This window comes from Pseudoduganella sp. GW821-FHT05F09 (assembly GCF_059419605.1).
In genome coordinates this window covers 79,355-100,101 of record NZ_JBWKSD010000007.1, presented here as the reverse complement: position 1 = coordinate 100,101, position 20,747 = coordinate 79,355, and the positions used below count along the sequence as shown (strand labels likewise).

Below are 20,747 nucleotides of genomic sequence, written 5' to 3'. Positions count from 1 at the left end.
AGCAATTTTCATGCGGAGAAAGTGGCTTTCCACAAAATACATTCAGCCTCAGCCGCCCAGCGCATTGGCTATGGTTTTCCACACACCATCGGGCACATACAGCAGCAGCGTGGTCATGGTGAGGTAGCGCGCGCCCTTGCCGATGGCCATATAGACGATGGACGGCCAGAACGGCAGCTTGAGCCAGCCGCCCAGCGTGCACAGCGGATCGCCGATGCCGGGCACCCAGGACAGCAGCATGGTCTTGGCGCCGTAGCGGGCCAGCCAGCGGAACCAGCGGCTTTCGCGCTCTTTGGCGAAGGCCACCTTGGCGCGGTAGCCTATCCAGTAGTCCAGCGCGCCGCCCAGGGTGTTGCCCAGGGTGGCCACGGCCATGGCGGGCCAGAACAGTTCCGGGTTGGCCTTGATGGTGGCGAACACCATGGGTTCGGACCCCATGGGCACCAGGGTGGCGGAGACGAAGCTGACAAAGAAGACCGAGGTCAGGCCGACTTCCGGCGCGGACAGCTGCTCCAGCAGCCACTGGATGGTGGATTCAATCATTCTGCCATTATAATGATCCGGCATGGCGCGTGAGGTACTACACAACAGTACGCAGTACAGCGCCGCCCCACCCCGGTTACCCGCCGTTGAAAGCAAGTCCTTGCAGCACGCCCCGAATCACTCATTGCAGACTATGACTATCGACTACCTGAAGAAGATCCTGACCGCCCGCGTCTACGACGTGGCCCACGAAACGCCGCTTGAGCTGGCGCCTGCCCTGTCGCAGCGCTACCAGAACCGAATTTATTTCAAGCGCGAAGACATGCAGGACGTGTTCAGCTTCAAGATTCGCGGCGCCTACAACAAGATGGCGCACCTGAGCGAAGGCCAGCTGAAGCGCGGCGTGATTTGCGCGTCGGCCGGCAACCACGCGCAGGGCCTGGCGTTCTCGGCCAACAAGATGGGCTGCCGCGCCGTGATCGTGATGCCGACCACCACGCCCCAGGTGAAGGTGGACGCGGTGCGCACGCGCGGCGGCGCCGGCGTGGAAGTGATATTGCACGGCGAGTCCTACACGGACGCCTACAACCACGCGCTGACGCTGGAAAAAGAGCAGAAGCTGACCTTCGTCCACCCCTTCGACGATCCGGACGTGATCGCGGGCCAGGGCACCATCGGCATGGAGATCCTGCGCCAGCACAACGGCCCTATCCACGCCATCTTCGTGCCGATAGGCGGCGGCGGGCTGCTGGCGGGCATCGCCGCCTACGTCAAGCAGGTGCGGCCGGACATCAAGATCATCGGCGTGCACACCTTCGATTCGGACGCCATGGGCAAGAGCCTGAAGGCGGGCGAGCGCGTCACGCTGGCGGACGTGGGCCTGTTCGCGGACGGCACCGCCGTGCGCCTGGTGGGCGAGGAGACGTTCCGCCTGGCGCAGCTGTATGTGGACGACATCATCATTGTCGATACGGACGCGGTGTGCGCGGCCATCAAGGACGTGTTCACCGATACGCGCAGCATCCTGGAACCGTCCGGGGCGCTGGCCATCGCGGGCGCCAAGGCCTATGTGGAGCGCGCCGAGCTGACCAAGAACCCGGTCCGCAACCAGACCCTGGTCACCATTGCCAGCGGCGCCAATATGAATTTCGACCGCCTGCGCTTCGTGGCGGAACGCGCCGAGCTGGGCGAGTCGCGCGAGGCGGTGTTCGCGGTGACCCTGCCCGAGCAGCGCGGCAGCTTCAAGCGCTTCTGCTCGCTGATCGGGCCGCGCAATGTGACCGAGTTCAACTACCGCATCAGCGACCAGAAAGAGGCGCACGTGTTCGTGGGCGTGCAGATTTCCGACCGCGGCGAGTCCGGCGCCGTGGCGCGCACCTTCGAGGCGGCCGATTTCAAGACGCTGGACCTGACGCACGATGAACTGGCCAAGTCCCACCTGCGCCACCTGGTGGGCGGCAAGAGCGCGCTGGCCAAGGACGAGCTGCTGTACCGCTTCGAGTTCCCCGAACGCCCGGGCGCGCTGATGCGTTTCCTGGATTCGATGGCGCCGAACTGGAATATCTCGCTGTGCCATTACCGCTCGCAAGGCGGCGACGTGGGGCGCATCCTGATCGGCCTGCAGGTGCCGCCGGATGAGATGGAAGAGTTCACGCGCTTCCTGGCCAAGCTCGGCTACCGCTACTGGGACGAGTCGCAGAATCCGGTGTACAAGCTGTTCCTGGGCTGAGCTTAGGCGGGTTGCCACGGCGGGGACGCGGCTTTTGCGCTACCATGCGTCCTTCGTTCTCCGCCTATTCTCAGCTTTAACTACTGCCATGACCAATACCGCCGACTTGTCCCCGCTGGGCAAAAACTCCGCCTACCGCACCGATTACGCGCCGGAGCTGCTGTTCCCCATCCCGCGCCAGGGCAAGCGCGACGAACTCGGCCTGCAGGGCACGCTGCCCTTCTTCGGCGTGGATATCTGGAACGCCTACGAGCTGTCGTGGCTGAACATGCGCGGCAAGCCGCAGGTGGCGGTGGCCAGGATCACTTTCCCGGCCGATTCGCCCAACATCATCGAATCGAAGTCCTTCAAGCTCTACCTGAACTCCTTCAACCAGACCCGCCTGGCCAACGAGGAGGCGCTGCGCTCGCTGATGGTGCAGGACCTGTCGGCCGCCGCCGGCGCCAGCGTGCATGTCGTCATTACCTTGCAGGAAGATTTCGCCAAGCTGCAGATGGGCGAGCTGGACGGCCTGCTGCTGGACCGCCTGGACATCGACGTGGACAACTACGCGCCGCAGCCGGAAGTGCTGAAAGCCAACCTGGACGACCTGCCGGTGGAGGAAGTGTTTATTTCCCACCTGCTCAAATCGAACTGCCTGGTGACCGGCCAGCCGGACTGGGGCAGCGTGCAGATCAGCTACTCGGGTCCGCAAATCGACCAGGAAAGCCTGCTGCGCTACCTGATCGGTTTCCGCGAGCACAACGAATTCCATGAACAGTGCGTGGAACGCATCTTTACCGACATACTGCGCCATTGCAAACCGACCCAACTGGCCGTATATGCGAGGTATACGCGGCGCGGCGGACTAGACATCAACCCCTGGCGCGCCAACTACAGCACCGGCGCCATGCCGTCGAATTTGCGCAATGCCCGCCAGTAAGATTTGATCTATAACTGAACTGTGGCGGGGGCGCGCAATCATGTATCACTTGGCCCGGTTTTGTCTTACAATGAATCAATAAAGGTTGCAGTTTTCAAAGCTGCAGCCGATAACTGAAAAAGACATTCAAAAATCGGCCTATCCGCGTAGTCCCTGACAAAAATCTGGCATTTGTCTTGCATTCGATGCGGAAATGGCTAATATCCCTGCCAGTGCTTATTTAACAACGCTACGGCCTGCCCCAGGCGGACTGCGGCGGATTGCGGAGCCAGCCATGGCGCAAGCGAATTCAAGTTACACGGCAAAAAAACCAGCCTATAATTCTGCTCGCAAGCCACATTTGTGCGCCGCACCATTCCACGTCGCGTTATGAACAACCTGAGCAAAATCCTATCCCTCGAAAACGTCCAGCTCGATCTGGAAGTTTCCAGCAAAAAGCGCGCTTTCGAGCAAGCCGGCCTGATTTTTGAAAACAACTGCGGTATTGCCCGCTCCACCGTGTCGGACAATCTGTTCGCGCGCGAGCGCCTGGGCTCCACCGGCCTGGGCCACGGCGTGGCCGTGCCGCACGGACGCATCAAGGGCATGAAGAGCCTGAAGTCGCCGCTGGCGGCCTTTGTGCGCCTGGCAGAGCCGATTCCCTTCGAGTCGCCGGACGGCAAGCCGGTCAGCCTGCTGTTCTTCCTGCTGATACCGGACCATGTGACCCAGCAGCATCTGGAAATCCTGTCGGAAATCGCCGAAATGTTCTCGGACGACGGCTTCCGCACCGCGCTGGCCAGCGATCCGGACCCGCAATCGGTGTACAGCCGCATCGTGAATTGGCAGCCGAGCTTGCAAGCAGCAGGTTAAAGCAGGTTACACTAGGGTATCTCCACCCTGAACAGACAAGCTTATGCTGCAAACGCCCCTGACGATACAACGGCTGTACGACGACAATCGTGAAACGTTGCAGCTCGGCTGGTTCGCCGGCTTCCCCGGCGGCGAACGCCTGATCTCGGGCGATGTGGCCTCGGCGGCCGACCAGGTCGGCCACTTGAACACCATCCACCCGGGCCGCATCCAGGTGTTCGGGCACCAGGAAATCAATTACTACCAGCGCCTGAAGTCGCTCACGCGCGCCCACGTCATCAGCGAGCTGATCGCTGGCGGGCCGCCTGCGCTCATCATCGCGCAAGGTCTGGAAACGCCCCCCGATATCCTCGCCATCTGCGACGAAAAGAACATTCCGCTGTTTTCCACGCCGCTGCCGGCGGCGCAGGTGATCGACTTCCTGCGCGTGTACCTGTCGAAGAAGCTGGCGCAACGCATCATCATGCATGGCGTGTTCATGGACGTGCTGGGTGTGGGGGTGCTGATCACCGGCGATTCGGGCCTGGGCAAGTCGGAGCTGGGCCTGGAGCTGATTTCGCGCTCGCACGGCCTGGTGGCCGACGATGCGGTGGAGTTCGCGCGCATTGCGCCCAATATGATAGAGGGGCGCTGTCCCGCCCTGCTGCAGAATCTGCTGGAAGTGCGGGGGCTGGGGCTGCTGGACATCAAGGCCATCTTCGGCGAGACGGCGGTGCGCCGCAAGATGCGCCTGAAGCTGATCGTGCACCTGGTGCGGCGCTCAGCGCTGGAGGAGGAAGTGGAGCGGCTGCCGTTCCAGTTCCCTACCGAGGACGTGCTGGGACTCCCGATCCGCAAGGTGGTCATTCCCGTGGCGGCCGGCCGCAATATCGCGGTGCTGCTGGAGGCTGCGGTGCGCAATACCATCCTGCAGCTGCGCGGCATTGATACGCTGCAGGAGTTCATGGAACGCCAGCGGCAGGCCATGAGCGGGGACTGATAAGTCGTCATCCGCCGCCAATTGGTGTGCTAACGCACCTATCGCGTAGTCTTGATGTATCATCTTCAGCTATGCGTATCGTGCTCATCACCGGTATATCCGGCTCTGGAAAATCCGTCGCCCTGAATGTCCTCGAGGACACGGGCTATTATTGTGTGGACAATCTGCCGCCGGCGCTGCTGGCGCACCTGGTGCTGCAGCTGACCGACGAGGGCGCGCAGGCGCTGGCCGTGGCGGTCGACGCGCGCAGCGCCGAGTCGCTGGCCAGCTTGCCGGACGCCGTGCAGGCCCTGCGCCAGCAGGGGCATGACGTCAAGATCATGTATCTCACGGCGAACACGCATTCGCTGGTGGCGCGCTTCTCGGAAACGCGCCGCAGCCATCCCCTGTCGCATGAATTGAAGCCGGGCCAGAATCCGGCCGCGCGCCGCACGCTGATCGAATGCATCTCGGAAGAACGCGAGCGGCTGTCGGCCATCGAGCAGCTGGGGCATGTGATCGATACCTCGGAGCTGAGCGCCAACAAGCTGCGCGCCTGGATCAAGGACCTGGTGCAAAGCGAGAACGCGCCGCTGACGCTGTTCTTCGAGTCCTTTGCTTTCAAGGTGGGCGTGCCGCTGGACGCGGACTTCGTGTTCGATGTGCGGGCGATTCCGAATCCTTATTACGACCTGGCGCTGCGCCCGATGACGGGCCGCGACGCGCCGGTGATCGCCTTCCTGGACGCGCAGCCCAGCGCGGAGGAAATGTTCAAGGATATCCGCGACTTCGTCAGCAAGTGGCTGCCGTCGTTCAAGACCGATAACCGCAGCTATCTGACGGTGGCGGTGGGCTGCACGGGCGGGCAGCACCGCTCGGTGTATATGGCCGAGCGGCTCGCGCGGCATTTCCATCCGACGGAACGTGTGGTGTTGCGGCACCGCGAGCAGTCGTGATGGATCAGGGCGCGTAACCCGCCGTCACAGGTGGCGCAAAGGATGGGCGTGCGCTGGCCACGGCGGCGCGAAAAAGGCCTCCACCATCTCCGGCGTCACCTCCTCCAGCGTGGCGGGCGACCATTTCGGCGCGTTGTCCTTGTCGATCACCAGCGCGCGCACGCCTTCCAGCACTTCTCCATGTTCGAAATTGCGGCGCACCAGGTTGCGCTCCATGCGCAGGCAGTCCGCCACGTCCATCCGCGCGCCGCGCTTCAACAGCTCCAGCGTCACGCACATCATCAGCGGCGAGCGGCTTTGCATGGCTTTCAGCGCCTTCTGCGCGAACGCGCCCTCGTCGCCCGCCAGCGAGGCCATGATGGCCGCCACGCTGTCCGCCGCGAAGTGACGCTCGATGGCGGCGCGTTCGGTTTCCAGCACGCCAGCGCCAGCACTGCCCACGCCGCCCGCAAAGGCCGCGACCGCATCGCGCAGCCCTGCGCCCGGCGTGGCCTGCAGCAGCTCGCCCAGCGCGCTCCAGCGGGCCTCCGGCACGTAGTAGTCCGCCAGGCCCACGTACAGCGCGTCGGCCGCGCCCACGGTCAGCCCGGTCAGGCCCAGGTAGCGCCCCAGGCTGCCCGGCGCGTGCGACAGGAAATGGCTGCCGCCCACGTCCGGGAACAGGCCGATGTTCACTTCCGGCATGGCCATCTTGGTGCGGTCGGTCACGATGCGCACGCCGCAGCCGGGGCCGCCCTGCGAGATGCCCATGCCGCCGCCCATCACCACGCCGTCCATTAATGCGATATACGGTTTAGGGTAATAGTGGATCAGGTGGTTGAGGGCGTATTCCTCGGTGAAGAAGTCCTCCAGCAGCGCGCTGCCGCCCTGCGGCGTGGCGTTGCCCACTTCATGGAAGAAGCGGATGTCGCCGCCGGCGCAAAAGGCCTTCGCGCTGCTGCTGCGGATCACGACGGCGGCCACGGCGGCATCGCCGCGCCAGGCCAGCAGCGCGGCGGTCAGCGCGCGCACCATGGACAGGGACAGGGAGTTGAGCGCCTTGGGGCGGTCGAGGGTGATGATGCCGGCGGCGTTGGCAACCTGGGTGATGACGTGCTCGCTCATGGCTGATTGTCTCAATAATTGTTAGACAGCCATTTTAGCGCGGGCGCAAAAAAGGGCGCCAGATGCGCCCTTTGTTGGGAGTGCCGGTGACCGTCTTATGCGGTGGCGGCAGGCTCGTACGTGTCCGGGAGATGCTTGATGGCGTCGTGGCCATGCTCCTGCACTTTGGCCTTGTACTTCATGACTTGGCGGTCCAGTTTGTCGATCAGCGTATCGATGGCAGCATACAGGTCTTGCGACAGGCTTTCCACGTACACAGTCTTGCCGGACATGCGCAGGTTGATCTCGGCTTTTTGCCTTTTGTCTTTCTCGGTGAGGTTATCTACAGTCAGGATGACAGCAATATCAATAACTTGATCGAAATGGCGCTTTACCCGTTCCAGCTTGTTCTGCACGTATTCACGGATGGCGGGGGTCACTTCGAGATGATGTCCACTGATGGTGAGATTCATACACACTCCTAAAGATAAGGGCTCATGCGCTATCGAATGTTATTTGAGCGCAGGGGAACCCAAGTAAAACTACAAAGCTTTACGCAGACTTACCGGAGGGATTTTCAAGGCTTCGCGATATTTGGCAACAGTCCGTCGCGCAATTACCATGCCCTGTTCTCCCAGCATGTCCGCAATCTTACTGTCGGATAAAGGATTTTTCGGGTCTTCAGCTCCTGTCAGTTGCACTATCAGCGCCCGTATCGCCGTCGAGGATGCTTCTCCTCCTGCTTCGGTGGCGACGTGGCTGCCAAAGAAATATTTCAACTCAAACATCCCATGCGGAGTCAGCATGTATTTCTGAGTTGTTACCCGAGAAATAGTGCTCTCGTGTAGTCCCAGTGTATCAGCAATTTCACGCAACACAAGGGGTCTCATGGCAACCGCGCCATGGCTGAAAAAGTTCTTTTGCCTTTCTACTATCGCCTGCGCCACGCGCAAAATCGTGTCGAAACGCTGGCGCATATTCTTGATCAGCCACTTGGCTTCCTGCAGCTGCGCGCCCATGGCCGACTCGCCCTTGCCCTGCTTGAGCATGTTGGCGTACAGCGCGTTTACGCGCAGGCGCGGCATCACGTCGTTGTTCAAGGAGACCTGCCAGCCATTGCGCGCCTTCTTCACGATCACATCCGGCACCACGTAGTCGGACACGTCGGAAGCGAACTCGGCGCCCGGGTGCGGATTGCACTGGCGTATCACCGCCTGCGCTTCGCGCAGGTCCTCGTCGTCGCAATCGAGGGCTTTTTTCAGCTTGTTGAATTCGCGCTGCGCGAACCAGGCCAGGTGTTTTTCCACGATGCAGATGGCCATGCGGCGCGTGACCAGCGGCACGCCGGGCATGCGCTTGATCTGCAGCGCCAGGCACTCGGAGGCGCTGCGCGCGCCCACGCCGATGGGGTCGAAACTTTGCAGCAGGGTCAGCGCCGTTTGCAGCTCTTCCAGCTCCACGTCCGCCTCTTCCGGCAGGCGTGCATGGATCTCTTCCAGCGGCTCTTCCAGATAGCCGTTCTCGTCCAGCGCGTCGATGATGAGCTCCATCAGCACGCGGTCGCGCGGCTGCTGCACGGTCACGCGCATCTGCTCCATCAGGTGCTCGCGCAGGGTGCAGTGGCTCGCTTCGAGCTGCGGGCGCGAGTCCTCGTCGTCCGGCGCCTTGCTGCGGCCGGCGTCGCTCCAGTCGGTGTCGGCCTCGGCGCCGCTGGCGCTGTCGCCGCCGGCGCCGTCGAAGGGATCGCCCTCGCCGGCCGGCGCGCTGTCCTGCGCCGGCGCGCCCACGTCGGCGGGCGACGCGTCGGCGCCGTCGGACTGGGTCTGGTTGATGGCGCCGTCGCCGAGCAGGCGCAGCGAGCGGTCCAGCGGATCATCCAGGCGCTCCAGCAGCGGATTTTCGCCCAGCAGCTGTTCCAGTTCCTGGTGCAGCTCCAGCGTGGACAGCTGCAGCAATCGGATCGACTGCTGCAGTTGCGGCGTCAGCGCCAGGTGCTGAGAGGTGCGGAGTTGCAGTGACTGTTTCATGGGCTGGGTCAGGAATTACATGCGGAAGTGTTCGCCGAGGTAGACGCGCCGCACCGATTCGTCGGCGATGATGTCGTCCGGACGGCCGGACGCCAGCACGCTGCCCTGGTTGATGATGTAGGCGCGGTCGCAAATGCCCAGCGTCTCGCGCACGTTGTGGTCGGTGATCAGCACGCCGATGCCGCGCTCCTTGAGGAAGCGCACGATGCGCTGGATCTCGATCACGGCGATCGGATCGACGCCGGCGAACGGCTCGTCGAGCAGCACGAAGCGCGGGTTGGTGGCCAGCGCGCGCGCAATCTCCACCCGGCGGCGCTCGCCGCCCGACAGCGACAGCGCCGCGTTCTCGCGCAGCTTCTCGATCTGCAGGTCGGCCAGCAGGCGGTCCAGGCGCTCGTTGATCTCCTGCTTGCTCAGCGCCTTGCCGTTGACCTTCTGGATCTCCAGCACGGCGCGGATGTTCTCCTCCACCGTCAGCTTGCGGAACACCGAAGCCTCCTGCGGCAGGTAGGACAGGCCCAGCGTGGCGCGCTGGTGGATGGGCATGCTCGACACGTCCACGCCGGCGATGTCGATGCTGCCCGCGTCGGACGGCACCAGGCCCACGATCATGTAGAAGGAGGTGGTCTTGCCGGCGCCGTTGGGGCCCAGCAGGCCCACCACTTCGCCGCATTCCACCTGCAGCGACACGTCGTGCACCACCTGGCGCTTGCCGTAGGACTTCTGCAGTCCGCGCACCACCAGGGTGCTGGCGCAGCTTTGCATTGCTTCAGCCATGGTTATTTCCCCGCTGGCGGTTGCTGTACCGGCGCGGCCGGCGCAGCAGGAGCGGCCGGGGCGGCCGGCTTGGGCGTGGACGGCTGGATCACCATGGTGCCGCGGCCGCCGCCGGTCTTGCCTTCGCCGCTGGCGGTGTTGCGCACGCTGAACTGCTCGCGGCGGCTGTCGTAGGAGATGAACTCGCCCGACACTTCGTCGCTCGGCTTGCTGCCTTCCAGGCGGCGCACCTTGGCGCGCACGAACAGCTTCACCAGCTCGTTCTTGCCGTCGTATTCGATGCGCTCGGCCTCGCCTTCCATCCACTGCTCGCCTTCGCCGTCGCGCTTCTGGCGGAAGGTGGTCGGCTTGCCGCCGGCGCTGGTGAGCGTCACGTACTGGTAACCTTGCGGGTCCTTGGTCACGACCGCCTTGGCCGCTTTCATCAGCAGCGTGCCGCGCGTGAGCACCACGTTGCCGGTGAAGGTGCTGATCTGCTTGACGTCGTCGACGTCGGCGTTGTCGTAGTCGATCAGCGTGGGCTTGGTGGAGTCGGCCTTCTCGGCCTGCACCAGCCCGGCCGCGCACAGCAGCAGGGCCGAAATCAGGAGTTTTTTCATCGTCTGTCCATTCACTATTTAGTTTGCGCCGGCGGATACACAATCCGCCCGCGTCCCTGCAGTACAACCTGGCGCGTGGCGTTGTTCGCCTTCATGCCCGCGCCGGTGGCGGTGGCGCCGCCCTGCACGATCTGCACGGCCTGGTTGGTTTCCATGCGGTCCTCGTCCGGGTAGACGGTGAGCGCCTGCGTCGTCATCTGCATCGCCTGGCCCTTGTCCTGCGCTGCGCGGTCGATCTGCACATTGCCCTTCAACTGCACGCGCGAGTTGTTCTCGTCCACGCGGGCGTGGTCGGCCTTCATGTCCATCGGCGGGTGCGCGCTGCTCAGGTTGCGCACCACCGGCTTGTCGATCTCCGAGGCGTCGTCGATGGGCCGGTGCACCAGCTTGTCGCCGGACACGATATAGCTCGGCTTGCCGTCCTTGGCCATGCGCACCACGCTGAACTGCTCGATGATGTAATCGGGCTCGTTCAGGCGCTTGTCGGCCAGCATGTCCTCCTCGCCCCGGTTCATCAGTTGCACCAGCCAGAAGGTGCCGAAGGCGAAAAAGACCCCGATCACCAGGGTCATGCTCAGGCGCCAGCGGTGCGCGGTACGTTTACGCATCATTCAACCCCTGCATTATTAAACCTCTGCATCATGACCCTTCAGACCAGGAACTGGGCCATGACCTTGTCGTAATTGCCGGTGGCGCGCAGCACGAACTCGCACACCTCGCGCACCGCGCCGCGGCCGCCGTGCGCCCCGGTCACGTGGTGCACGCGGCTCAGCACGTCGGCGCGGCCGTTGGGCACGCCCACGGCGAAGCCCACGCGCTTCAATATCGTCAGGTCCACCACGTCGTCGCCGATAAAGCCCACCTCGTCCGCGCCCAGGCCGGTCTTGGCCAGCAGGTCGTTGAACGGGGTCAGCTTGTCGTGGCCGCCCTGGTGCACAAACTCGATGCCCAGGTCCTTGGCGCGGGCCGTCACCTGCGGCGAACGGCGCGCGCTGATGATGGCGGTCAGAATGCCGGCTTCCTGCAGCAGCTTGATGCCCAGGCCGTCGTGCACATTGAAGGTCTTCATCACTTCGCCATCCGGGCCGTAGTGCAGGCTGCCGTCGGTGAGCACGCCGTCCACGTCGAAGATCATCAGCTTGATTTTGGCGGCGCGCGCCACGTTTTCCAGGTTGTAGGCTTGGTTCATCTCAGATCACCTTGGCGCGGGTCAGGTCGTGGATATGCAGCGCGCCGGCCAGCTTGCCGTCCGCGTCCACCACCAGCATCTGGTTGATGCGGAACTGCTCCATGATGGCGACGGCGTCCACCGCCAGCTTATCAGGCGAAATGCTGCGCGGATTGGCGTGCATCACATCGCGGATGATCACTTTGCTGAAATCCTGCACTTTTTCTATCATGCGGCGCAAATCGCCGTCGGTGAACACGCCCACCGGGCGCTTGTCCGCGTCGACGATGGCGGTCATGCCCATGCCCTTCTGGGTGATTTCCAGCAGCGCGTCCGGCAGGCGCGTGTCCAGGCCCACGGCGGGAACCGCGTCGCCGCTGCGCATCACGTCGCGCACATGGGTCAGCAGGCGGCGGCCCAGGGCGCCGCCCGGATGCGAGCGGGCGAAGTCTTCCTCCTTGAAGCCGCGCAGGTCCAGCAGCGCCACGGCCAGCGCGTCGCCCAGCGCCAGGGTCACGGTGGTGCTGGCGGTGGGCGCCAGGTTCATCGGGCAGGCTTCCTTGTCGACCGACACGTCCAGGTGCACGTCGGCCAGCTTGGCCAGGCTGGAGCCGGGCTTGCCGGTCATGGAAATCAGGGTGCTGCCCATGCGCTTGACCACCGGCAGGATGGCCATCAGCTCCGAGCTTTCGCCGGAATAGGAGATGGCGATAAAGGCGTCCTCGGGCGTGACCATGCCCAGGTCGCCGTGCGCGGCTTCGGCCGGGTGCACGAACAGCGCCGGGGTGCCGGTGGAGGCCAGGGTGGCGGCGATCTTGCGCGCGATATGGCCGGATTTGCCGATGCCGGACACCACAACGCGACCTTTGCAGTTCAGCAACAACGCGACCGCCTTGCCGACGCTGTCGTCGGTGGCCAGGCGCGCATGCATGGCGATGATGGCGTCCGCCTCGATCTGCAGGGTTTCTCGGGCCAGCGCCAGCGCGCGTTCGGCCGTATTGTTGTCAAAAGCTTTCAGCATGGGATTTCCATCGGTTACACTCATGCCGGAAGTATAGCCGAATTGCGAAAGCAAAAAACTTGCCAGTCCCAACAAACAACGGGATGGGCCGCTGACCGGGAACCGCCGCATGTTTTCACCGCTAGAACTGACCCTGTTGTTGCTGGGCAGCGCCGTGCTGGGCGTGGTCGCGTTCCGGATGCTGCATCTGCCGCCCATGCTGGGCTATCTGGCGGTCGGCATCATTATCGGGCCGCACGCGCTGGGGCTGGCCGAACAGAGCGAAGCCAGCCATATCCTGGCCGAGTTCGGCGTGGTGTTCCTGATGTTCTCGATCGGCCTGGAATTCTCGCTGCCCAAGCTGATGGCCATGCGCGGCATCGTGTTCGGGCTGGGCATGGCGCAGGTGGCGGCCACCATCGTCGCCACCATGGGGCTGGGCTGGCTGCTGGCCTGGCAAATTCCCGGCGTTCACATCGGCTGGCAGGCCTCGTTCGCGCTGGGCGGCGCGCTGGCCATGTCGTCCACCGCCATCGTGGTCAAGATGCTGACCGAGCGGCTGGAGCTGGAAAGCGAGCACGGCCGCAAGATCGTCGGCATCCTGCTGTTCCAGGACCTGGCCGTGGTGCCGCTGCTGATACTGATCCCCTCTTTGTCGAAGAACCCGGACGACCTGCTCGGTACGCTGGCCTGGGCGGCGGGCAAGGCTGCCATCGTGCTGCTGTTGCTGCTGTTCGTGGGGCAGAAGCTGGTGCGCGGTTGGTTCACCATCGTGGTAAAGCGGCGCTCGCAGGAATTGTTCATGCTGAACCTGCTGCTGATCACGCTGGGCGCGGCCTGGATCACCGAAAAGGCCGGGCTGTCGATGGCGCTGGGCGCCTTCGTGGCCGGCATGCTGATTTCGGAAACCGAATACAAGCACCAGGTGGAGGAGGACATCAAGCCCTTCCGCGACGTGCTGCTGGGGCTGTTCTTCATCAACGTCGGCATGCTGCTCAACCTGCGCCTGGTGGTGGAGCACTGGTGGCTGGTGCTGGTGCTGCTGGCCGGGCCGGTGCTGCTCAAGTTCGCGCTGATCGCCGGGCTGGCCAAGCTATTCGGCTCGTCGGACGGGGTGTCGATGCGCACCGGCCTGGCGCTGGCGCAGGCCGGCGAGTTCGGCTTCGTGCTGCTCAACCTGGCCGGCGGCATGGCACTGATGGACCCCTTCATCATCCAGGTGGTGCTGGCGTCGATGGTGCTGTCGATGCTGCTGGCGCCGTTCATCATCGCCAAGTCCGACCAGCTGGTGATGAAGGTGTCGAGCAATGAATGGATGATGCAGTCGCTGGCGCTGACCAAGATCGCCACGCGCACCATGAGCACGCAAAAGCACGTGATCGTGGCCGGCTTCGGGCGCAGCGGGCAAAGCCTGGCCACCTTGCTGAGCGAGGAAGACATCGCCTACCACGCGCTGGACCTGGACCCGGAGCGGGTGCAGGAAGCGCAGGCGGCGGGCGCCAACGTCTCCTACGGCGACGCCGGGCGGCGCGAAAGCCTGATCGCGGCCGGCATCTACCGCGCCAGCGCGGTGGTGATCACCTACGCCAGCACGCCGTCGGCGCTGCGGGTGCTGCACCTGGTGCACGAGCTGGCGCCGGCGCTGCCGGTGATCGTGCGCAGCCACGACGACACCGACCTGGACCGGCTGAAAGCGGCCGGCGCGGCCGAAGTGGTGCCGGAGCTGATGGAAGGCAGCCTGATGCTCGCCTCGCACGCGCTGGTGATGCTGGGCGTGCCGCTGCGGCGCGTGGTGCACCGGGTGCAGGCGGCGCGGGAAGCGCGCTACGCCTCGCTGCGCGGCTGGTTCCACGGCGCCAGCGACGCCGGGGGGGACGACGAGATGCTGCGGCTGCACTCGGTGACGCTGGGCGACCACGCCAGCTGCGTCGGCAAGACGCTGGCCGACGTGGCGGTGGAATCGGCCGGCGCCGAAGTGGCCTCGATCCGGCGCGGCAAAGGCGGCGTGGAAGTGGCGCCCGCCACGGTGCTGGAAGCCGGCGACGTGGTGGTGCTGCGCGGCGCCGCCGACGCCGTCGCCCGCGCCGAAAACCAGCTGCTCGCCTAATGCCAGCCGACCTGAGCCGCATTCGGGGTCTGACCCCGAATGCGGCTCAGGCCGGTTGCGGGATTGGAGGGAGGGCTATTCGCCGGGGCGGTAGGTGAGGACGCGGTTGCGGCCGCTGTCTTTGGCTTGGTAGAGCGCCGAGTCGGCCTGAGCGATCAGTTCCATCGCGGCCGTCTCCGGAGGGACCGTCAGGTCACTGCGGTCCAGGCAGGCCACGCCGAGCGAGGCCGTGATCGACACCCGCACGCTGGGCGAGACGTGGATCATGCTGGCGGCAATGCCGGCGCGGATGCGCTCGGCAACGAAGGCGGCGCTGTCCAGGTCCGCATTGATCAGCAGTACCACGAACTCTTCGCCGCCAAAGCGCGCCAGCGCGTCCGACAGCCGCAGTTCGGCCTTGATGCGCTGCGCCACCTCGCGCAGCACTTCGTCGCCGCCCTGGTGGCCCACCGTGTCGTTGACCCGCTTGAAGTGGTCGATGTCGATGTACATGAAGGAGATGTCGTAGTCCTGGCGCCGCGCGCGCGAAATTTCCTCCAGCAGGCGGCGGTCCATATAGCGCCGGTTGTACACCCCGGTCAGCGAGTCGGTCAGGCCAATGTACTTGAGCATCTCGTTCGAGATCACGTTCTCCAGGCAGATGGCGATAATGGAGGCCATGTGCTCGATGAAGTCCGTGCCCAGGCTGGGCGTAAAGCGCGTGGGATCCACGCTGCCCAGGTTCAGGCTGCCGATGATGCGCTTGTTGCGCAGCAGCGGCACCAGCGCCACGCTTTGCAGCCCGTCCGGCGGACGCGGGAAGGCGTGCCCGTGCTTGGCGGCGTCGTACATGCCCAGCAGCGGCTTGGGCGTGGGCGAGTAGGCGTTGCGGCGGCCCAGGTCGAAGCCCAGATCGTCCACTTCTTCCGCGAAAATCAGGTCGGGGAACTCGCTGAAGATCACGCCCAGCTTGCCCATCACGGTGTTGATGTCGCCGCCTTCGTCGATCAGCGTCAGCGTCACCGCCTCCAGCTCGGAGATGATGGGCAGCGTGCGGAAGATGGTGCCCACCAGCTCGGGGAAAGTGCCGGCACCGACGATTTCCAGGTCGAAGGCCTGGTGCCGCATCATGATGTTGTGGTTGCGCTCGGCCTGCTCCAGCAAGTAGGCCATGCGCGTGCGCAGCGCCTGGTTTTCCGCCGCCAGCTCGAGCGCCTGGGCCTTTTTGTCGGGCATGGTGGTGGTCATTGGAAGGCCAGGTTGACGTCGATTTCCTGGCCCACATGCAGCTGCTGGCCGTCGCCGTCGAGCAGGATGCTGTTCATGCCGAAGCACAGCGCGCCCTCCACTTCGGGCTTGGCGCGGTAGCCGGCCATGATGTCGAGCGGGTCCGGACCGAACTGGCCGGTGGCCTGGTCGATCGAGGGCATGGGGCAGCGCGGGCAGGGTTTGACCGGCTTGAGCACGGCGCTGCCGGCGCGGAAGTCTTCCGCGTAGTCTTCTTCAAACGCGCCTATGCCGTCGATCACCAGGTTGGGACGGAAGCGGTTCATCGGCAGCGCCTCGCGGCCGGCCTTGAGCAGCTTTTCGTTCAGGTCCGCCAGCGAGGCGCTGCCGGCCACCAGGATGGGGTAGCCGTCCGAGAACATGGTGGTGGCGGCCACGCCCTTGGTCCATTTCTGCGACACGGCGCGGGTGGCGTGCGCATGGAAGCGCACCAGGCGGCACGGCAGGCCGAGGAAGCTGCTGAACCAGGCGGCGGTGGTGGCGTCGCAGTCGTAGGCCAGCACCTGGTCGTCCCACACTTGCACGGTGAGCTTGGGCGCCAGTTCGGGGTCGGGCAGGCCGAGGGCGATTTCCAGCCGCAGCATGCCGGGCGCGCGCAGTTCCAGGGTGTCCGCTTTCAGGCGCGGCACGATGAGCGCCATGCGTGGATGCTCGCGCTGGGTCAGCGCCAGGCCGGCCTGGTCCACCACCATCCATTCGCGGTCGTAAATCTGCTCTTTCATCAGCCCTGCGCTGGTCAGCGTGGCGGAACGCAGCGGCATGCCGGCACAGGATTTGATGGGGTAGAGGTTGATTTCGGAGAGGATAGCCATGCTGACCGCCGCAGGCAACGCGAACGGACGCTGCCTAAATGTTATTCAAGTTGGCAGTATGGCAGCAAAGTGACTTGCAGTAAATCGGGGAAAACCGCAGCGCTGCGCGGCGGGACGGCAAAAAAAAGCCCCCGGCACAGGCTGGAGGCGATTTGGGCGCGGACTGCGCCGCCGGCGGACTGGCTGTCCGCCGGGTGGTGATGCCGCTTTAGTTCGCTGCGGGCTTGCGCGGACGGCGCGGGCTGCGGGCTGGCTTGGCGTCGCCGGATGCGTCGGCGGCGTCGCCCTGCCCGGCTGCTGGCGCAGCAGGCTCGGCGGCGGCTTCGGCAGCCTTGGCGGCTTTGGCGGGCCGGGCCGGCTTGGCCGCTGCTGCAGGCTTGGACGCTGCCGCGCCACGGCGACCGCCGGCGCGCGCCGGTGCGGCGTCGTCCGCGCCTGCCGCCGGCTGGACCGGCACGGCGGCCGGAGCCTCGGCCGCTGCTGCAGCTGCCTCGGCAGCCGCCGTCACGCGCGGCTCGCCCGTCTTGGCGCGGCCCTTGGCTGGCGCGCGGCCACGGCCCTTGGCGGCCGGCTGCGCCGCCGCAGGCGTTTCCGCAGCGGTGTGGTTGTCCGCCACGGGCGCAGCCACCTGCGGCGCCGGCACGGCAACTGGAGCCGGGCTGGCCATCGTCACGGCTGCTGGCTGGGCGCCGGCAGACGGCGCTGGCGCCGGCTTGCCGCGCGGGTTGCCGCGCGAATTACCGCCTCCGGCAGCCTGGGATGCCTTTACCTGGGCGGCCTTGGCCTGGCGGGCTGGAATCTTGGGCGGCTTGCGCTTGCCCTGGCTGGCTTGCTGCGCGGCGCGCGCATTGCGCGTGCCGTTGGCGATGGCGGCGGCGGCTTCGTCCAGCGCGCGCTCTTCCTCGTCGCGGTCATCCATGTCGCTGCCCGGCTCGCCGGTCTCGCTTGCTTCGGCGGCATCGCCGTCGTCCTGCGCGGCCACGGCCTGGTGAGCGTAAGGGGCGGCGTCGGCGGCATGCACGGCTTCGGCTTCCGCGTAGGCGTTTTCATCCTGAGCCAGCTGCAATTCAGCCGACACTTCTTCCGATACCGGTTCCTGGCTGGCGTAGCGTTCGCCGCCACGGTTGCGGCCACGGCCACGGCCGCGCCGGCCTTCATGGCGGCCTTCCTGGCGGCCATCCGCACGGCCATCCTGGCGGACTTCGCCGGATTCACCCGCGCCTGGCGACACCACCGGCGCCGAGCCTTCGCCCGCCGCGCCCGGCTCGCCCATGCCGGCGCCGCTGCTACGGTATACATAAGCCCCGGACTTCTCGTCGCGGCCGAATTCCAGCAGGCCGCGCGCCTTGGCTTCTTCCAGCAGGTTGCCGAAGGTGCGGAAACCATAATAGGACTCGCTGAAGTCCGGCTTGCGGCGCTTGATCGCCTCTTTCAGCACGGAAGCCCAGATCTTGCCGGAGTCGCCACGCTCGGACACCAGCGCGTCGAAGGTTTCGACGGCCATGTCCACCGCTTCGCGGCGGCGCTTGTCCATTTCCTCGCGGCGGCGTTTTTCTTCTTCCGGGGTGCGTTTGACGGCGGGCTGGCCTTCGCGAGTGTCGCGCTTGGCGGCGGCGCGGCGGCTTTCGCGCACCAGGTCGTCATAGAAGATGAACTCGTCGCAGTTGGCCACCAGCAGGTCCGAGGTGGACTGCTTGACGCCCACGCCGATCACTTTCTTGTTGTTCTCGCGCAGCTTGGAGACCAGCGGCGAGAAGTCCGAGTCGCCGGAAATAATGACAAAAGTGTTAACGTGGGCCTTGGTGTAGCACAAGTCCAGCGCGTCCACGACCATGCGGATGTCGGCCGAGTTTTTGCCCGACTGGCGCACGTGCGGGATTTCGATCAGTTCGAAATTGGCCTCGTGCATCGGCGCTTTGAAACCCTTGTAGCGGTCCCAGTCGCAATACGCTTTTTTGACCACAATGCTGCCCTTGAGCAATAACCGCTCCAGCACGGGCTTGATGTCGAATTTTTCGTAATTGGCGTCGCGCACGCCGAGGGCGACGTTTTCGAAGTCGCAGAACAGCGCCATGCTGACGTTATCGTTGGATGAAGCCATGTGATTTCGTTTTCTGTGGTGAGGAGGTGCTATTGGGCCGGTGGCCGGCGAACTTGACGATTATACAGCCAGGCCCGCTCATCGCCCGCCCTGGTGTATGCTGGCTTTATCATTTTTTTCGGGAGTCTCCATGAAGCAATTGTTCGCCACCCTCGCGTTTCTGCTGATGAGCGCCACCGCCGCCGCCCAATCGCCCGCCGCCGACGAGGCATTCCGCGCACAGGTCAATAGCTTTATGGATCAGTGGCATAAAGACGCGGCGCAGGCCGACCCGGTCTATTTCGATAAGATGGCGGCCAAGGGAATTTATATCGGCACGGATAAAACGGAAATATGGACGCGCGACGAATTCAAGGTCTGGGCCAAACCCTACTTCGACAGGAAAAAGGCCTGGGCATTTACCGCAAGCAAACGCAATATCTATTTCTCGGCCGATAAAAGCTATGCCTGGTTTGATGAACAGCTGAATACGCAGATGGGAATATGCCAGGCCAGCGGCGTGCTCCACCGCACCGCGTCCGGATTCGAGATCGAGCATTATCAATTGTCGCTGGCGGTGCCCAATCCGCTGATGGACCAGTTCACCAAGATCATCAAGGACTTCGAAGCCAAACCGGGCTCCGCGCAGTAACACCCGGGCCATGCCACGCATTCATGGGGTTGGCACGGCCATTTTAAGCCAGATTTTAGCTTGTTCACGCCAGATTTGAGTGCGCCGCCCTCGCCCGCGCCGGGCTGGCGCAAAACAAGGGCGAAAAAAAAGCCGCGATTGCTCGCGGCTTTTTCTATTGCGGCCTGGGCCGCTGGATATTTAAACGTTGAACAGGAAGTTCAGCACGTCGCCATCCTTGACCACGTATTCCTTGCCCTCGGCGCGCATCTTGCCCGCTTCCTTGGCGCCCGCTTCGCCTTTGAGCGCAACGTAATCGTCATAGGCGATGGTCTGGGCGCGAATAAAGCCGCGTTCGAAATCGGTGTGAATAACGCCCGCTGCCTGCGGTGCGGTATCGCCCACATGGATGGTCCAGGCGCGCACTTCTTTTACGCCGGCGGTGAAATAAGTTTGCAGGCCCAGCAGTTTATATGCGGCGCGAATCAGGCGGTCCAGGCCTGGCTCTTCCATGCCCATATCGGACAGGAATTCGGTTTTATCGGCATCGTCCAGATCGGCGATTTCCGCTTCGATGGAAGCGCAAATGGCAACGATGGGCGCATTCTGCGATTTGGCGTATTCGGTCAATTGATCCAGCAGCGGATTATTGGTAAATCCGGTATCGGAAACGTTGGCCACATACATTGCCGGCTTGGCGGTAATCAGGCATAGCGATTTAATGATCGCCATTTGATCGGCGTCCAGGCCCATGGCGCGCACCGGCTTGGCTTCATTCAATTGCGGAATGATTTTTTCCAGCAGGGCGACCAGTTTGGCTGCGTCTTTATCGCCGGAACGGGCTTTTTTATTTTCGCGGTGCAGCGCTTTTTCAGCGGTGCCCAGATCGGCCAGCGCCAATTCGGTTTGAATAACTTCGATATCGTCCAGCGGGCTGACTTTACCGGCCACGTGTATCACGTTTTCATCTTCAAAGCAGCGCACCACGTTGACGATGGCGTCGGTTTCGCGGATGTGCGACAGGAACTGGTTGCCCAGGCCCTCGCCCTGCGAGGCGCCCGCCACCAAGCCGGCGATGTCGACGAACTCGACGATGGCGTTGACCATGCGCTCAGGTTTGACGATCTCGGCCAGCGCGGCCATGCGCGGGTCCGGCACTTCCACCACGCCGACGTTGGGCTCGATGGTGCAGAACGGATAGTTTTCAGCCGGAATGCCTGCTTTGGTCAGTGCATTGAAAAGAGTGGACTTGCCGACGTTAGGCAGGCCGACGATGCCGCATTGGAGACTCATGAAA

20 protein-coding genes are annotated in these 20,747 nt (G+C 64.1%); 7 read left to right on the top strand and 13 right to left on the bottom strand.

All coding sequences use genetic code 11. The features are described 5' to 3' along the window. Nucleotides 1–48: 48 nt before the first annotated feature. A complete protein-coding gene (locus AC07S4_RS22205) occupies nt 49–543 on the bottom strand; it encodes a YqaA family protein (protein ID WP_494988683.1) in 495 nt (164 codons plus the stop codon). A 22-nt stretch (nt 544–565) separates the two neighbouring features. Between AC07S4_RS22205 and ilvA the strand changes: the two genes are divergently transcribed. The 5 genes from ilvA (at nt 566) to rapZ (ending at nt 5,900) form a co-directional block, all read left to right on the top strand. After that, nucleotides 566–2,212 (top strand): threonine ammonia-lyase, biosynthetic, encoded by a 1,647-nt coding sequence (gene ilvA / locus AC07S4_RS22200; protein ID WP_494988682.1) that lies wholly within the window; start codon nt 566–568, stop codon nt 2,210–2,212. A gap of 88 nt (nt 2,213–2,300) precedes the next feature. Next, nucleotides 2,301–3,134, top strand: a complete 834-nt coding sequence (gene queF / locus AC07S4_RS22195) for an NADPH-dependent 7-cyano-7-deazaguanine reductase QueF (protein WP_494988681.1) — start codon at nt 2,301–2,303, stop codon at nt 3,132–3,134. Between the two features lie 369 nt (nt 3,135–3,503). Beyond that, nucleotides 3,504–3,986, top strand: coding sequence for a PTS sugar transporter subunit IIA (locus AC07S4_RS22190; protein ID WP_107870025.1), 483 nt, complete (start codon nt 3,504–3,506; stop codon nt 3,984–3,986). A gap of 43 nt (nt 3,987–4,029) precedes the next feature. Then, nucleotides 4,030–4,965 (top strand): HPr(Ser) kinase/phosphatase, encoded by a 936-nt coding sequence (gene hprK / locus AC07S4_RS22185; protein ID WP_056404135.1) that lies wholly within the window; start codon nt 4,030–4,032, stop codon nt 4,963–4,965. A gap of 71 nt (nt 4,966–5,036) precedes the next feature. After that, nucleotides 5,037–5,900, top strand: a complete 864-nt coding sequence (rapZ, locus tag AC07S4_RS22180; RefSeq protein ID WP_494988680.1) for an RNase adapter RapZ — start codon at nt 5,037–5,039, stop codon at nt 5,898–5,900. Nucleotides 5,901–5,924: 24 nt separating this feature from the next. Here rapZ and AC07S4_RS22175 read toward each other — a convergent pair whose 3' ends face one another. The 8 genes from AC07S4_RS22175 to AC07S4_RS22140 all read right to left on the bottom strand — a co-directional run bounded on the left by AC07S4_RS22175 (nt 5,925) and on the right by AC07S4_RS22140 (nt 12,575). Further along, nucleotides 5,925–7,004, bottom strand: a complete 1,080-nt coding sequence (locus tag AC07S4_RS22175; RefSeq protein WP_494988679.1) for an enoyl-CoA hydratase/isomerase family protein — start codon at nt 7,002–7,004, stop codon at nt 5,925–5,927. Nucleotides 7,005–7,099: 95 nt separating this feature from the next. Beyond that, nucleotides 7,100–7,456 (bottom strand): ribosome hibernation-promoting factor, HPF/YfiA family, encoded by a 357-nt coding sequence (hpf, locus tag AC07S4_RS22170; protein ID WP_161071376.1) that lies wholly within the window; start codon nt 7,454–7,456, stop codon nt 7,100–7,102. 69 nt (nt 7,457–7,525) lie between these two features. Then, nucleotides 7,526–9,010 carry an RNA polymerase factor sigma-54 gene (locus AC07S4_RS22165; protein ID WP_161071377.1) on the bottom strand — a complete coding sequence of 495 codons (1,485 nt, stop codon included), beginning with the start codon at nt 9,008–9,010 and terminating at the stop codon, nt 7,526–7,528. A gap of 15 nt (nt 9,011–9,025) precedes the next feature. Beyond that, entirely contained in the window at nt 9,026–9,787 is a 762-nt protein-coding gene (gene lptB, locus AC07S4_RS22160) for an LPS export ABC transporter ATP-binding protein (protein ID WP_494988678.1), read from the bottom strand. A gap of 2 nt (nt 9,788–9,789) precedes the next feature. After that, nucleotides 9,790–10,386 carry a lipopolysaccharide transport periplasmic protein LptA gene (lptA, locus tag AC07S4_RS22155; RefSeq protein ID WP_228894576.1) on the bottom strand — a complete coding sequence of 199 codons (597 nt, stop codon included), beginning with the start codon at nt 10,384–10,386 and terminating at the stop codon, nt 9,790–9,792. 14 nt (nt 10,387–10,400) lie between these two features. After that, nucleotides 10,401–10,997, bottom strand: coding sequence for an LPS export ABC transporter periplasmic protein LptC (gene lptC / locus AC07S4_RS22150; protein WP_494988677.1), 597 nt, complete (start codon nt 10,995–10,997; stop codon nt 10,401–10,403). Between the two features lie 38 nt (nt 10,998–11,035). Next, entirely contained in the window at nt 11,036–11,575 is a 540-nt protein-coding gene (locus tag AC07S4_RS22145; protein WP_494988676.1) for a KdsC family phosphatase, read from the bottom strand. Nucleotide 11,576: 1 nt separating this feature from the next. After that, nucleotides 11,577–12,575 carry a KpsF/GutQ family sugar-phosphate isomerase gene (locus AC07S4_RS22140; protein WP_494988675.1) on the bottom strand — a complete coding sequence of 333 codons (999 nt, stop codon included), beginning with the start codon at nt 12,573–12,575 and terminating at the stop codon, nt 11,577–11,579. A gap of 109 nt (nt 12,576–12,684) precedes the next feature. Here AC07S4_RS22140 and AC07S4_RS22135 point away from each other — a divergent pair, with 109 nt between their 5' ends. Continuing rightward, nucleotides 12,685–14,661 (top strand): monovalent cation:proton antiporter family protein, encoded by a 1,977-nt coding sequence (locus AC07S4_RS22135; protein ID WP_494988674.1) that lies wholly within the window; start codon nt 12,685–12,687, stop codon nt 14,659–14,661. A 75-nt stretch (nt 14,662–14,736) separates the two neighbouring features. Here the strand turns inward: AC07S4_RS22135 and AC07S4_RS22130 are convergent, their stop codons facing one another. The 3 genes from AC07S4_RS22130 to AC07S4_RS22120 all read right to left on the bottom strand — a co-directional run bounded on the left by AC07S4_RS22130 (nt 14,737) and on the right by AC07S4_RS22120 (nt 18,840). Further along, nucleotides 14,737–15,888: a GGDEF domain-containing protein gene (locus AC07S4_RS22130; protein WP_494988673.1), complete on the bottom strand. Its 1,152-nt coding sequence runs from the start codon at nt 15,886–15,888 to the stop codon at nt 14,737–14,739. After that, the gene (locus AC07S4_RS22125; RefSeq protein WP_494988672.1) at nt 15,885–16,739 is read right to left on the bottom strand and encodes an MOSC domain-containing protein; all 855 of its coding nucleotides are present in this window, start codon (nt 16,737–16,739) and stop codon (nt 15,885–15,887) included. The genes AC07S4_RS22130 and AC07S4_RS22125 overlap by 4 nt, the downstream gene beginning before the upstream one ends. 208 nt (nt 16,740–16,947) lie before the next feature. After that, nucleotides 16,948–18,840, bottom strand: a complete 1,893-nt coding sequence (locus AC07S4_RS22120; RefSeq protein WP_494988671.1) for an NYN domain-containing protein — start codon at nt 18,838–18,840, stop codon at nt 16,948–16,950. Nucleotides 18,841–18,970: 130 nt separating this feature from the next. On the opposite strand from AC07S4_RS22120, the gene AC07S4_RS22115 reads away from it, so the two are divergent. Next, on the top strand, nt 18,971–19,471 hold the full coding sequence (locus AC07S4_RS22115) for a nuclear transport factor 2 family protein (RefSeq protein WP_494988670.1): 501 nt from the start codon (nt 18,971–18,973) through the stop codon (nt 19,469–19,471). 180 nt (nt 19,472–19,651) lie between these two features. Here AC07S4_RS22115 and ychF read toward each other — a convergent pair whose 3' ends face one another. Further along, complete coding sequence (ychF, locus tag AC07S4_RS22110) at nt 19,652–20,743, bottom strand: redox-regulated ATPase YchF (protein ID WP_494988669.1); 1,092 nt, start codon at nt 20,741–20,743, stop codon at nt 19,652–19,654. Nucleotides 20,744–20,747: the final 4 nt, after the last annotated feature.